This window comes from Nocardioides sp. (assembly GCF_035576065.1).
Classification (GTDB): Bacteria; Actinomycetota; Actinomycetes; order Propionibacteriales; family Nocardioidaceae; genus Nocardioides.
Genome location: NZ_DATLWX010000025.1, coordinates 1 through 14049, shown reverse-complemented (window position 1 = coordinate 14049; position 14049 = coordinate 1). Strand labels below are relative to the sequence as shown.

The window sequence follows — 14049 nt, the reverse complement described above, 5'->3', positions numbered from 1 at the left end:
CGCGTGACGCTACCGTGCGGCCATGAGTGAAACGCTCCCCGCTCGCACGGTGTCCTTCTCCCGGGTGTCCCTCTCGCTCGCGGCGACGACGGTGCACGCCAACATCCTCGGCAACGTCCACGGTGGCGAGATCATGAAGCTGGCGGACTCCACCGCCGGGGCGGTCGCCTTCCGCCACAGCGGCGGCCCGGCAGTGACGGCAGCGATGGACGAGATGAGCTTCCTGCGGCCGGTGCACGTCGACGACATCGTCAAGACCTACTCCGAGGTCAACTGGGCCGGCCGCTCGTCGATGGAGATCGGGGTGCGGGTGGAGGCGCAGCCCTGGGGCAACGCCTCCGACGAGCCCGTGCACGTCGCCAGCGCCTACTTCGTGTTCGTGGCGATCGACGAGGACGGGTCCCCGCGACCGGTGCCGGGCCTGATCACCCAGACGCCCACGGAGGTACGCCGCCAGCGTGAGGCCGAGATCCGTCGGGCGCACCGGCTCGCCCGCAAGCTCGAGATCGACCAGGGCCGCGAGTCGTGACCGCGACGTCGTGGGCACCCGGGGTCACGATCCGTCGGCGTGAGGTCCTGCACGGCGAGCTCTGGATGGACCACCCGGTGTCGGTCGTGGCGGACGACGGCGAGGTGTTCGCCGTACTCCTCGAACCAGGGTCGGAGTTCACCTTCCACGACCACCCCTTCGGTCCGCATCCGTGGGGTGCCCATGCTGCCTGGGGCGGTCGCCAGGTGCTGCAGATCCACCGTGTCGGCGAGCTGTACTCGGTGTGGAAGTTCTTCGATGAGGGCGGCGAGTTCCTCCACTGGTACGTCAACTTCGAGTCCGCCGTCGTCCGGGACCTCGCCGGGTTCGACACCAACGACTACGGGCTCGACCTCCTCGTGCACCCGGACGGCCACCGCGAGTGGAAGGACGTGGAGGATCTCCACTGGCAACGCGCAGAGGGCCGGATCACCGTCGAGACGGTCAGCGCCGTGCTCGAAGCGGCGAGCGGGGTCATCGACCTGCTCGACGCCGACGACCTGTGGTGGGCGCGGTTCGACGATTTTGCCCCGACGCGGGTCGGTCAAGTTTGACGGTTACGGATGCGGCATTTCCGCGGGTGCCTCATCCTGATGGTCCAAGAGACCGTCATGGAGCTGAAGATGAGAATGAACAGGCGACTCGTCACCGTCCTCGCCATGGCTCCGCTCGTCCTCGGAGGCCTTGCTGCGGCGCCGGCCGGGGCTGATGACCCTCCGCGGGACGGCACCCGTCCGACACCCAGCTTGGACGACCGGAGCCAGGCGCGCTCCATCCCGGTCCCGAGCAAGCCGACCTCCGGGATTGCCGACCCGGGCGTGCGCTCGGCTGTGCGTGCGATCAAGCAGTCTCGCGACCTGCCACACCTGCGGACCGACAACGGGCAGCTGCGGGTCGAGGTCCTGGGGACCGGCCTGCGCATCGCCGTACGCCGTCAGGGTGGGACCGTGGTTGCGGCCATGCGCGGCCTCGTGCTGGCAGATCTGCCGCCGTCACGGATCGCTGGGCTCGAACGGACAGCCGGCGTCACCCAGGTGCGGCTGCCGTTGGACCTGATGGGACCCGACAGGACGGGGACGACGGTCAGGGTGTCGACGACGCCACGCAAGGTGGGCACGCAGGGACTGGAAGCCCTCACCAAGACCGGCGTGACGGGCCTGCACGCACGCGGCCTCACTGGCGCGGGAGTCCGGGTCGGCATCATCGACGCCTTCGACGCGGCAGCGTGGGATGCCGCTGCCGGCGCGGGGGAGCTGCCGGTGCAGCCTGCTGGAACGTTCTGCCTGGCCGCCGGTGCCCCATGCGGTGTGTGGGACGACAACGTGAAACACGGCGTTGCCGTGGCCGAGGTCATCAAGGACATCGCTCCCTCCGCCGACATCTACATCGCCAGCGTGACCACCGCCACCGACTTCAGGGCGGCCATCGACTACTTCGCTGCCCAGGGGGTCCGGGTCGTCAACCGGTCGGAGGCGGTGCCCTACGACGGCCGTGGCGACGGCACCGGCGAGATCGACGGGATCGTGTCCTACGCCGAGATCCAAGGCATCACCTTCGTGAAGTCAGCCGGCAACACCGGCGTCGGTCCCGGCACCCCAGGAGGCTACTTCCGCGGGCTGTGGTCAGACGTCGACAACGATCAGTACATGGAGTTCGGACCCGGCGACGAGGCGCTGGACTACGACTGCGGGTTCACCTACGGCCTGCGGTGGAGCGACTGGGGCGCGGCAGCCACCGACTACGACATGTACATCTACGACGGGGCCACGCTGGTCGGCTTCAGCGAGGACCCCCAGGGATCCGGTCAACCCCCCCTCGAGTTCGCCAAGCAGGCCGCGGACCCGACCAGGCGCTGGTACTGCATCCGGGGCAGGACCTATCAGCTCTACGTCAAGCGCTTCGCGCCGGGCGGCGGCTCAGCAGGAGACGTCCTGGAGTTCATGGTGAAGAGCACAGGTGGCGTGCAGTACGCCAGCAATCCCGGGAGCGCCGCTTCCCCCATCAGTGACGCCGCCAACCCGGGGGCGCTCTCGGTCGGGGCGGTCGACCCACCCATGGGTTCGACGATTGCGACGTACAGCTCGCAGGGCCCGACCAACGACGGCCGGATCAAGCCGGATCTCAGCGCTCCTTCCGGCTTCAGCAACTTCACCTACGGCTTCTTCAGCGGCACCAGCGCCGCCGCCCCAGTGGTAGCCGGCACAGCCGCGCTGCTGCTGTCGGCCGACCCCAGTCTCAGTGCCGCCGCACTCGCCGGACAGCTGCGAGCGGCCGTGGTGGACCGCGGCGCACCCGGTCCTGACAACCTCTTCGGCACCGGAGAGCTGTTCTTCGCACCGCCGCCGCCGCCGCCGCCGCCGCCGCCGCCGCCGCCGCCGCCGCCGCCGCCGCCGCCTCCTGTCCTGTCGGCCCCCTCGACGGTCCGTGGCCTCGAGGTGAAGGGTCGCCCGGGTGCAGCCCGCCGCGCGGTCCAGTGGCGTGCGCCCGCTGGAACTGGCAGCTCCCCGATCTCCGCCTACCGGGTGACGGTGAAGAAGGGACGCTCGACCCTTCGCGTCCGCGTCATCTCGGCCACGCGCAACCGGCTCGTGATGCGCAAGGCGCTGCTGCCTCGCGGCAGGCTGGTGGTGAGTGTCGCGGCCATCAACACTGTCGGAGCCGGCCCGAAGGCGCGTGCGGCGTTCGTCGTGCGCTGAGCGCGGCTCGCTCGGCCCGGACAGGGAAAGCGGTAGTCCACTGCCACCAGGTGGCAGCGGACTACCGCTGTCTTCGGCGAGTCGTGCGCCCATGTGACGGGTGGGACTGGTGATACTGGGCGAGCTGACTTCCCCCAGCAGAGAGACACCCGATGCCCTCCACTGCACTGCCTGCCGCGCAGCCCGCCCGATTCACGACCCTGGACCGTGCACAGCGCGTCCGCTTCCGCCGCGCCGTCGCGCTGATGGTCATGACCGTGCTGGTTCCCGGCTCGGCCCAGCTGGTGGCGGGCAACCGCCGGGTCGGGCGCATCGCGACGCGGGTCTGGCTCGCGCTGGTCGTGACCGTGCCCTTGGTGCTCGTCGTCTCCTACTTCTCGCACGGCTTCGCCTTCTGGGCCATCTCCAACACGCTCGTCCTGGGTCTGGTGCGCCTCGTGCTGATGGCGCTGGCCGTCGGGTGGGCCCTGCTCTTCATGGACGCCTGGCGTCTCGGGCAGCCCCTCGGTCTGCAGCAGCGCCAGCGTCTCGCCGTGGTCGGGGTCAACGGAGTCCTGTGCTTCTCCGTTGCGGGGGCGCTGCTCTTCGGGGCGCACATGGTCGGCGTACAACGCCACTTCATGCTGACGATGTTCGGCGACGGTGAGGTCGTGGGTGCCCACGACGGTCGCTTCAACGTCCTCCTGCTCGGCGGCGACTCGGGTGCCGGGAGATGGGGGCTGCGGCCAGACTCCCTCACGGTGGCCAGCATCGACGCCCGCACGGGCAAGACGGTGCTGGTCGGGTTGCCGCGCAACATGGCCGACTTCCCCTTCGCCGAGGGCTCGGTGATGGCCAAGCAGTTCCCGAAGGGGTTCAACTGCGACGAGTGCTACCTCAACGGCGTCTCCACCTGGGCCCAGGACAACACCGAGCTCTTCAAGGGCTCGAAGACGCCCGGGGTCGATGCCACGGTGATGGCGGTCGAAGGCATCACCGGACTCCAGATCAACTACTGGTCGATGGTCAACCTCAAGGGCTTCCGCAGCCTCGTCGACGCCGTCGGCGGCGTCACGCTCAACGTGCGCGACCGGATCCCCGTGGGCCTGCCGCACGACTCGTTCTACCGTCACATCGAGCCCGGCACGCGCAAGCTCAACGGCGAGGACACGCTGTGGTTCGCGCGCGCCCGCGACGGGTCCGACGACTACTCGCGCATGGCCCGGCAGAAGTGCGTGATGAACGCGATGCTCCAGCAGGTCAGTCCCCAGGACGCGTTGACCAACTTCTCCGAGATCGCCGAGGCCTCCTCCGAGATGGTCTCCACCAACGTCCCCTCCAGCGAGGTCGCCACCTTCCTCGACCTGGCGATCAAGGCCAAGTCTCAGCCCATCGCGACCGTCAGCCTGGTGCCGCCCAGGGTCGTCACGGCCGACCCCGACATCGACCTCGTCCACGCCATGGTGGCCGCCGCCATCGACCGGGCCGAGGGTGAGAAGCCCGCGCCCTCTCCCACGAGCGAGGCAGCCGGGGCGGGAGCCGGGGACGAGAAGTCACCGGCCGCCGCCACCCCGGGCGAGGGTGCCACGACGCCGGCACCGCCGCCCTCGATGACGGGCGGCTCGATCGGCTCGCTCAAGGACGGCTACGCCGCCAACGAGGCCGAGGACCTCGAATCGGCCTGCTGACCTTGAGAGTGCCGCCAGGGACCTACGGCGTCCGCTCGCACTGACGAGTCCGGTCTCGACCGGCACCGCCCACGCAGGTGTCCCGGGCGCCGCCGCCCACCAGCAGGTCGCGACCCCGACCGCCTGAGAGCCGGTCGCGCCCCCCGGCGCCGCAGATCACGTCCTTGCCACGGCCGCCGTCGACCTTGTCGGCACGAGGCGTGCCGACGATCACGTCGTTGCCGGAGGTCGGGCGCTGCCCGAGGGTCAGCTGCACCGTTGCGACTCGGCCTTGGCAGCTCGGGGGAGGAGGCGGCGGCGTGTTCTTGCGTCCGACCTCCACCACCATCTGCACGACGTCCTTGACCGTCGTGGCGCTGAGGGGCCGGTGGTAGAGGTGCAAGTACCAGACGGCAGTCGTCCCAGGTGCCGTCGCTGCGCCGGGAGTGACCGCGAGGCGCAGGTGTCGCGTACCTCCGGTGGCAACGTCGTCGTAGGTGTAGTTGCCGCCCTGGACGAGCGGCGTCACGGTGGCCGCGTCGTTCGCGCCAGGGGTGCTCCACGCGCGGGTGAAGCCGGCGATGTCGGTATGGGGTGCCTCTGCGACGACCCAGGCATCAGAGCCGGCACTGTCGTTCTGCAGACGGATGTCGAAGCTGGCGGTCTGGCCGGCAGGCACGACGATCCGCACGGATTGCGAGGCACCCGTGTGGTTGTACGTCCCGTCTCCGACGTAGGCCCCGCCGGTGGGCGCGACGCTGGCGTCCGGCAGCGGGGTCGGGGTCGGGGGCCGGGTCGTCCCACCAGGGCCCTTGCCGAGGCACGGTGAAGCCGCATCGAGCGTGTAGTCGCCGCCCAGGCGGTTGACAAAGATCGCCTGCGCAGTCACGTTGTTCGACTCGGTGTAGCCGTAGCCGGTCATGGCAGGGTCGCCGGGCGCGAAGCAGTTGCCGGTCACCGTGTTGCCGTACTGGCCGGGCTGGGTCGTGGCCAGGAAGTAGCCGTACAGCTGGGAGGGGTTCTGCGACGTGCGCCAGTCGGTCACCCGGTGGGTGAAGATGTTGTCGTAGACTTGGGTGTTCTGCGAGACGAAGCCGGCGGCCCGGCAGACGCCACCGCAGGCCTCGGAGCTCCCGATGTTCACGTGGGTGGCGTTGCGGTCGAAGACGTTGTGGTGGATGTGGGCGCCGTCGTTGCGTGGCCACAGCTGCAGACCGCGGTACTTGTTCCGGTAGATCAGGTTGTCGTGCACCCGCGCGTTGAGCGAGTTCTCGAGATACACCCCGTGACCACCCGAGTCGCCTTCGGCCCAGACGATGGTCGGGTCCATGGCACACCCGTGGATGCGGCTGCCCGAGAGCAGGAAGTCGTCCGCGCGGTCGTTGACCGTCGCGTCGGAGCCGTGGGCCTTGCCGATCCCGACACAGATCCCGAAGGGGTTGGTGATGTCGCTGTCGGTGATCGAGATCCGGTCGCCGTGGACGATCAGCAGAGTTCCCTTGATGTTGTAGACATCACCCGTGGCGACGTAGCTGCCCCCGAAGTTCAGGTTCGTGAAGGTCACGTCGTGGGACGCCGGGGTCAACCACAGCTGTCCCATGATCAGTGCTCGACCGCCCGGGCCGCTGGTGATCGTCACCCTGCTGGCGGTCGTCCCCTGACCGTTGCCGATGACGCCGCCCCCGTTGACGTCCTGGAGGCTGTCACGCGTGTAGTAGGTCTGGTTCGCGGGCAGGCAGCCGACCTGACCGGGCGCAAGCGAAGCCTGCAAGGTCGTCAGGGTCCGGAAGGGCGCCGCCTCGGTGCCGGGGTTGCCGTCGTTGCCGTTCGTGGCGGCCCACTTGTTGCAGGCTCCGACGGCCGCGGCAGTCGGTGCGTTGGTGAGGAGCAAGGTCGTGAGCAGGCTCACCACCATCGTGACGACGACGGAGACAGCAGCGGTGATGCGAGACGACATGACGTTGCTCCAGGGGGGCACGGCGTCGAGGGGGTCGACGGCTCTGCGGTCATTGAATGCCTCCGGGGGTGGTCCCGTACGCGCTTTGCGAAGACTTGACCAAGCGCCACCTGGAATCGGACTGCTGAGCCGCCAACCTCTAGGGTGACCGGCGTGACCTACGGCCCCGATCGACGCGTCGTCGCGGTCGTGGTCACCTTCAACCGGCTGCCGCTGCTCCAACGGCTCGTGGCCCGGCTCGGCGAGACCGAAGGGGTCCACGAGGTCCTCGTGGTGGACAACGCCTCGACCGACGGCACGGGCGCCTGGCTCGCTGGGACTCCGACCACTGGCGAGATCCCGGTGCTTGCGCGCACCCTCGACCACAACCGCGGCGGCGCCGGCGGCTTCCACGACGGCCTGGCCTGGGCCATCGACCGCAACGCCGGCCTCGTGTGGTTAATGGACGACGACGGACTGCCCGAACGCGCGTGCCTGACCCACCTGCTGGAGCACGACTACGACTTCTGGGGACCGCTCGTCGTCGACGAGAGCGACCCCGAGAAGCTCGTCTTCCCCATGCGGCTGCCCGGCAGCGCCACGGTCGTGCGCGACCTGGCCGGCGCCCGGGATCGGGCGACCGCGGGCGTCCTGACCGACATCGTCATCCCCTTCAACGGCGTGCTCGTCACCAGCGAGCTGGTCGACCGGATCGGGTTGCCCCGCGAGGAGTTCTTCATCTGGGGTGACGACGTCGAATACCTGTGGCGGGCCCGTGAGGCCGGAGCCCGGGTGGCGACGGTCACCGACGCGGTGGTCCTGCACCCCAGCGTCGGCGAGCTCGGGACGCCGATGATGTGGGGGCGCACGACCTACAACCACAGTCCGAGCGACCTCAAGCACTACTGCATGGCGCGCAACAACCTCGTCAACCTCCGTGACTACCGCGGCCCGCTCCACGCGATGGCGTTCGTGGTCAAGACGCTGTGGTTCTACACCGTGACGCGGCCGAGCCTGGTCCGCCTCCGGCTCAGCGCCCGCGCGATGCTCGACGGCTTGGCAGGGGAGTACGACGGACACGAGAGGTTCCTCACGTGAGCGGGCCCACGGAGAGCCCAGAAAGCGTCGCCGTCGTCGTCGTCACCCACAACCGAGCCGAGCTGTTGGAGCGGATGCTCGACGGCCTCGCCGCGCAGACCCACCGGCCCGACGCCGTCATCGTGATCGACAACGTCAGCACCGACCACACGCGCTCGGTGCTCGATGCCCGCACGGACCTGCCGCTTCACGTCACCACCACCGCCAGCAACCTGGGCGGCGCGGGCGGCTTCCACATCGGCATGCGTGCGGCGTACGACGCAGGCTGGGACCGCATCTGGCTGATGGACGACGACGTCGTGCCGGCCCCCGACTGCCTCGACGAGCTGATGGCGGTCGACGAGGACTGCCTGACGAGCGTGCGCGAGGACCTCACCGGCGCGCTGGTGGAGAAGGCGGCCGTCGACTTCGACCTGCGCAACCCGCTGGCGATCCGCCCCAAGCGCGCGGCAGTCGACACGACGTACGCCGATCGCGCCAGCATGCCCGCGCTCGTCGAGGTGCAGAACGTCGCCTTCGAGGGCTTCATGGTGCGCCGCGACGTGGTGACCCGGATCGGCTTCCCTGACCCGGAGTTCTTCATCTTCTACGACGACGCCGAATACGCCGTGCGCGCTCGGCGAGCGGGTTGGCGCATCTGGGCGGTGCGGGACGCCCGGCTCGTACGACAGCTCGACTTCAACCAGCAGCACGACCTCTCGGGCTGGAAGGGGTTCTACATGTTCCGCAACCTCTTCGTGGTCCACTTCCGTCACGGGGAGAACGTGCTCGTCCGCCTCAAGCCTTGGCTGATCACGCTCGCGGTCGTGCTGCTCAGCCCCCTGCGCGGAGGTCGCGGCGAGGCGGGCAACGTGATCCGCGCCATGCGGTCGGCGCGAGGGATGCGCCACCTCACCAAGTCGGCCGCCCCGCCTCGCTAGACTCGGTCCGCCGTCCACGCGGCCATCCCCAATACAGGAGTCATCCCCTTGTCCCAGGGCCACAATCCTCAGCCCGACCTCGTCGTCGTCGGATCCGGCTTCTTCGGCCTCACCATCGCCGAACGCTGCGCAGAAGAGCTCGGCCTCAAGGTCCTCGTCATCGAGCGGCGCTACCACCTCGGTGGCAACGCCTACAGCGAGATCGACGAGGAGACCGGGATCGAGGTGCACAAGTACGGCACCCACCTGTTCCACACCTCGAACAAGCGGGTGTGGGACTACGTCCGCAGGTTCACCGACTTCACGAACTACCAGCACCGCGTCTTCGCGAAGTACCAGGGACAGGTCTACTCCTTCCCGATGAACCTCGCGCTGATCAATCAGTTCTTCGGCAAGGCCCACAGCCCGGACGAGGCCCGTGCGCTCATCGCCGAGCAGTCCAGCGAGATCGACACCAAGGACGCGACCAACCTCGAGGAGAAGGCGATCAGCCTGATCGGTCGCCCGCTGTACGAAGCGTTCGTCAAGGGCTACACCGCCAAGCAGTGGCAGACCGATCCCACCGAGCTGAGCGCGGACATCATCACCCGCCTCCCGGTGCGCTACACCTTCGACAACCGCTACTTCAACGACACCTACGAGGGCCTGCCGGTCGACGGCTACACCGCGTGGCTGACCCGGATGGCGGACCACCCCGACATCGAGGTGCGGACGGACACCGACTGGTTCGATGTCCAGGACGACTACAAGGGCAGGGTCCCCGTCGTCTACACCGGCCCGGTCGACGAATACTTCGGCAACTGCGAGGGCCGGCTGTCCTGGCGCACCGTCGACCTCGAGCAGGAGACCGTCGACGTGGACGACTACCAGGGCACCGGTGTGGTCAACGCCAACGACCAGGACGTCCCGTGGACGCGCGTGCTCGAGTTCAAGCACCTTCACCCCGAGCGCACGTACCTCCCCGGCAAGTCCATCATCGTCCACGAGTACAGCCGGTTCGCCGAGGACGACGACGAGCCCTACTACCCGATCAACACCAGCGAGGACCGTGCCAAGCTTCTGAAGTATCGCGACCTGGCCAAGAAGGAGCCGATGGTGCTCTTCGGTGGCCGGCTCGGCACGTACAAGTACCTCGACATGCACATGGCCATCGGGTCGGCGCTGTCGATGTTCGACAACAAGCTCAAGCCGCACTTCTCCGACGGGGTGCCGCTCACGAGCGGAGGAGTGGACGAATGAAGAGTGCAACCACGACCGGCCCCACGGTGACCCGCCTGCTGCAGCGGCAGGTCCTGCCGATCGACGGCGACACGGACGTCTTCCGCCTCTACGTCGACCCCGAGGCGGCCGTCCTCGACGCCGACAAGTACGAAGTCGGGTCGAGCCGCGCCGCGCAGAACCTCAACAGTGCGCAGATGCGTCAGTCGCTTAACACGGGTGCCGCGATCCACCCCGACCAGATCCTGGACCGTGAGGCGCTGCTGCTGCCGGCCGAGCAGCGCATCTCCTTCGGCTCCTACTTCAACGCCTTCCCTGCGTCCTACTGGCGCCGCTACACCATCGTCACCGATGTCACCCTGATCCTGACCGTCGAGGGCGCTGGCGCGACCGTGACCGTCTATCGCTCGATGGCCAACGGTCGCTCGCAGCGCGTCGAGACCGTGACCACCGGCTCCGACAGCTCCTCGAGCTTCACCTTCGAGCTCTCGCTGAAGCCCTTCGTGGACGGTGGCTGGTACTGGTACGACGTCGTGGCCGGTGAGCAGGACGTCATCGTCCGCTCCGCCGAGTGGACCGCCGAGGTGCCCGAGGACCGAGCCGTCCACGGCACCGTCGACCTGTGCATCACCACCATGAACCGCCCCGACTTCGTGGCCAAGCTGATCGGCCAGATCGCGGACACCCCGGAGCTCCAGCCCTACCTCGACGAGGTCATGGTGATGGAGCAGGGCACGCAGAAGATGAAGGACTCCGAGTTCTACCCCGCGGCCGCCGAGGCCCTCGGCGACACGCTGCGCGTCATCGAGCAGGGCAACCTCGGCGGATCGGGCGGCTATGCCCGCGGCCAGCTCGAGTCGGTCCGCAAGGGCACCGCCACCTACGCGATGATGATGGACGACGACGTCATCTGCGAGCCCGAGGGCATCATCCGGTCCGTGACGTTCGGTGACCTGGCGCGCCGCCCCACGATCGTGGGTGGGCACATGTTCTCCATCTACGCCCGCACCCGCCTGCACAGCTTCGGTGAGGTCATCACCCCGTGGCGCTTCTGGTGGCTCTCTGCCCCCGGCGTCTTCCAGGACTGGGACTTCAGCGCCCGCAACCTCCGCTCGACGCGCTGGCTGCACAGGCGCGTCGACGTCGACTTCAACGGCTGGTTCATGTGCCTGATCCCCCGTCGGGTCCTTGACGAGATCGGGCTGAGCCTGCCCCTGTTCCTGAAGTGGGACGACTCCGAGTTCGGCCTGCGCGCCAAGGCTGCGGGCTACCCGACGGTGTCCCTGCCCGGCGCCGCCGTGTGGCACATCCCGTGGACCGACAAGAACGACGCACTCGACTGGCAGGCCTACTTCCACCAGCGCAACCGCTTCGTCGCTGCCCTGTTGCACTCGGCGTACGAGCGCGGCGGCCGCATGGTCCGCGAGAGCCTCAACCACCAGGTCGCCCACCTGGTCTCGATGCAGTACTCCACCGTCGAGCTGCGGCTGATGGCCCTCGAGGACGTCCTCGAGGGGCCCTACGCTCTGCACGAGAAGCTGCCCTCCCGGCTGGCGGACGTCAACGCCTTCCGCAAGCAGTTCACCGATGCGCAGCTGCAGACGGATCCGGACATCTTCCCCGCCGTACGCCGCCACAAGCCGCCGCGCAAGGGCAAGGACGACTCCGGAGTGCCCGGCCGCGCGTCGTTGCTGATCCGCGCGGCGACCATGCCGTTGCGGCAGCTCAAGACCGTCCGGCCGACCTCGCGCACCAACCCGGAGGCGGAGATCCCCGCGATGGATGCGAAGTGGTACCGCATCGCGCGCTACGACTCGGCCGTCGTCTCGATGCCGGACGGCAGCTCGGCCGCGCTCTACGAGCGCGACCCCGCCAAGTTCCGCGACCTGATGAAGCGCACCGTCGACATCCACACGCGGTTCCAGCGGGAATGGCCGCGACTCGCCGCGGAATACCGTGCGGCCCTGGGTGACATCACGTCGCCCGAGGCGTGGGAGAAGACCTTCGAGCCCTGGACGACGCAGTCGGTCGAGCCCGTCGAGAGCCCGGTCGAGAGCTCGGCCCCGGAGGGCACCCACGCATGACGAGCACCCCCAGGGGAGCCGCGGTCAAGAGACGGAGCACTCCGGAGGAGCTGGAGGCGCTTCCGCTCATACCGCCGGCAGCCACAGGTCTTGCGGAGGTGGTCCGTCGTCGCTACCTCCTGCGCATGCTGGTCCGCAACACCATCCAGTCGCGCTACCAGGGCACGGTGCTGGGGTGGGTGTGGAGCTATCTCCAGCCCGCCATCCGATTCTGCCTGTTCTACTTCCTGTTCGAGGTGATGATCGGCCGCGGCGCCGGGATGGAGAACTTCGCCGTCCACCTCTTCGCCGGCATGGTGATGGTGCACTTCTTCACCGAGACCTTCAACGGCGGCACCCAGTCGCTGATCCAGAACCGTTCCCTGATCACCAAGCTTCCCGTGCCCCTCGAGATGTTCCCGGTCTCCCGCATGCTCGTGGCCGCGTGGCACACGGTCCCGATGCTGGTGATCCTGGTGTTCGTCTGCGTGGTGCTGGGGTGGGTGCCCGATGCAGTCGGCATGGCCGCCGCGCTGCTCGGCTTCGCCCTGGTTGCGCTCCTCGGACTGGCGCTGGGCCTGGTCTTCAGCGTGGCCAACGTCTTCATGCGCGACTTCGGCAAGGTGGCGCAGACGCTCACCCAGTTCGTGACCTTCAGCGTGCCGATGATGTACCCCTACACGTTCGTCCAGGACCGCTTCGGCGAGTCCGTCGCGTCCTTCTACCTCTACAACCCGATGGCCGAGGCCGTGCTGCTGATCCAGCGCGGCTTCTGGACCGGGACCACCAGCGACCCGTCCTACACCGAGGGCATCCACCTGCCCGACCACCTCTTCACCCGCGGGCTGGTGATGACGCTGATCGCGCTCATCTGTGTGGTGCTCGCCCAACGCCTCTTCTCGCGGCTCGAGTCCCGCGTGCCGGAGCGCCTCTGATGACCACGATGATCCAGGTGGAGAACGCCACCAAGACGTTCACGATGTCCTACCAGCGCTCGCTCAAGCAGATCGCCCTCGCCAAGGCGCGCGGCCGCAAGACCCACGACGTCTTCAATGCTGTGGACGACGTCAGCTTCTCGGTGCAGGAGGGCGAGGCCATCGGCCTGATGGGGCTCAACGGCTCCGGCAAGTCCACCCTGCTCAAGCTGGTCAGCGGCGTCATGCGCCCCGACTCGGGCTCGGTGCTCACCCGGGGGCGGATCGCCGGACTGATCGCCACCGGGGCCGGCTTCGACCCGCAGCTCAGTGGACGCGACAACCTGTTCCTCAACGCTGCGATCCTCGGCATGTCCCGGGCCGAGACGCTGCGCAAGTTCGACGAGATCGTCGACTTCGCCGCTCTCGAGGGCAACTTCCTCGACACCGAGGTCGCCTACTACAGCTCGGGCATGAAGGCCCGGCTCGGCTTTGCAGTGGCCATCAACGTCGACGCCGACATCTTCATCGCCGACGAGGCGCTCGCGGTGGGGGACCGGCCCTTCAAGCGCAAGTGCAAGAAGCGCATGGACGAGATCGTGGCCTCGGGCGTGACCATGTTCTACGTCTCGCACGCGCCGGGCGCCGTACGCAACCTGTGCAGCCGCGTCCTGGTCCTCGACCACGGCAAGCTCGCCTTCGACGGTGACGTCGATGAAGGCATCGCCTTCCTGCACTACGACGACGATGACGACGAGCGGGGTCGCGCCACCGCCGACGACGGGCTCGGCGCCGACGTCTGACCCGGCTCGTCCGCGTCGCGCCTGGACCTGCGCAAACGCGTCGGCGTACGCCGCGGGGGACTTCCTGACGAAGTCCTGCACTTCGGGGCCTTTGCAACGGGGCAGGGTCAATCGGTCTAGGCAACGGTTCATGCCGCTGCCGGGTTGGCGAGCAGCTCGGCCAGCGCTTGGGCTGGTGTCTGTAGGTCGAGGGTAGGGCGTGGGCGCTTGTTGAGGGTGGCTGCGA

The 14049-nt window shown here is 68.4% G+C and carries 11 protein-coding genes; 10 read left to right on the top strand and 1 reads right to left on the bottom strand.

The annotated features are described in order from the left end of the window. The first annotated feature begins 22 nt into the window (after positions 1 to 22). The 4 genes from VNJ48_RS12455 (at position 23) to VNJ48_RS12440 (ending at position 4892) form a co-directional block, all read left to right on the top strand. Positions 23 to 529 carry an acyl-CoA thioesterase gene (locus VNJ48_RS12455; RefSeq protein WP_325602536.1) on the top strand — a complete coding sequence of 169 codons (507 nt, stop codon included), beginning with the start codon at positions 23 to 25 and terminating at the stop codon, positions 527 to 529. Next, positions 526 to 1083, top strand: a complete 558-nt coding sequence (locus tag VNJ48_RS12450; RefSeq protein ID WP_325602534.1) for a DUF402 domain-containing protein — start codon at positions 526 to 528, stop codon at positions 1081 to 1083. The genes VNJ48_RS12455 and VNJ48_RS12450 overlap by 4 nt, the downstream gene beginning before the upstream one ends. A 39-nt stretch (positions 1084 to 1122) precedes the next feature. Beyond that, positions 1123 to 3225: a S8 family serine peptidase gene (locus tag VNJ48_RS12445; protein ID WP_325602532.1), complete on the top strand. Its 2103-nt coding sequence runs from the start codon at positions 1123 to 1125 to the stop codon at positions 3223 to 3225. Positions 3226 to 3377: 152 nt separating this feature from the next. Beyond that, positions 3378 to 4892 (top strand): LCP family protein, encoded by a 1515-nt coding sequence (locus VNJ48_RS12440; protein ID WP_325602530.1) that lies wholly within the window; start codon positions 3378 to 3380, stop codon positions 4890 to 4892. A gap of 22 nt (positions 4893 to 4914) precedes the next feature. Here VNJ48_RS12440 and VNJ48_RS12435 read toward each other — a convergent pair whose 3' ends face one another. Beyond that, positions 4915 to 6828, bottom strand: coding sequence for a right-handed parallel beta-helix repeat-containing protein (locus VNJ48_RS12435; protein WP_325602529.1), 1914 nt, complete (start codon positions 6826 to 6828; stop codon positions 4915 to 4917). A gap of 153 nt (positions 6829 to 6981) precedes the next feature. Between VNJ48_RS12435 and VNJ48_RS12430 the strand changes: the two genes are divergently transcribed. Genes VNJ48_RS12430 through VNJ48_RS12405 form a run of 6 tightly spaced genes read left to right on the top strand, consistent with a single transcriptional unit; the run spans position 6982 to position 13823 of the window. After that, positions 6982 to 7905, top strand: coding sequence for a glycosyltransferase family 2 protein (locus VNJ48_RS12430; protein ID WP_325602527.1), 924 nt, complete (start codon positions 6982 to 6984; stop codon positions 7903 to 7905). After that, positions 7902 to 8825, top strand: coding sequence for a glycosyltransferase family 2 protein (locus VNJ48_RS12425; RefSeq protein WP_325602525.1), 924 nt, complete (start codon positions 7902 to 7904; stop codon positions 8823 to 8825). The genes VNJ48_RS12430 and VNJ48_RS12425 overlap by 4 nt, the downstream gene beginning before the upstream one ends. Positions 8826 to 8873: 48 nt before the next feature. Next, positions 8874 to 10064 carry a UDP-galactopyranose mutase gene (gene glf / locus VNJ48_RS12420; protein WP_325602523.1) on the top strand — a complete coding sequence of 397 codons (1191 nt, stop codon included), beginning with the start codon at positions 8874 to 8876 and terminating at the stop codon, positions 10062 to 10064. Continuing rightward, complete coding sequence (locus tag VNJ48_RS12415; protein WP_325602521.1) at positions 10061 to 12127, top strand: glycosyltransferase; 2067 nt, start codon at positions 10061 to 10063, stop codon at positions 12125 to 12127. Before glf ends, VNJ48_RS12415 begins: the two co-directional genes overlap by 4 nt. Continuing rightward, positions 12124 to 13041 carry an ABC transporter permease gene (locus VNJ48_RS12410; RefSeq protein ID WP_325602519.1) on the top strand — a complete coding sequence of 306 codons (918 nt, stop codon included), beginning with the start codon at positions 12124 to 12126 and terminating at the stop codon, positions 13039 to 13041. The genes VNJ48_RS12415 and VNJ48_RS12410 overlap by 4 nt, the downstream gene beginning before the upstream one ends. Further along, complete coding sequence (locus VNJ48_RS12405) at positions 13041 to 13823, top strand: ABC transporter ATP-binding protein (protein ID WP_325602517.1); 783 nt, start codon at positions 13041 to 13043, stop codon at positions 13821 to 13823. Before VNJ48_RS12410 ends, VNJ48_RS12405 begins: the two co-directional genes overlap by 1 nt. The last annotated feature ends 226 nt before the right edge of the window (positions 13824 to 14049 follow it).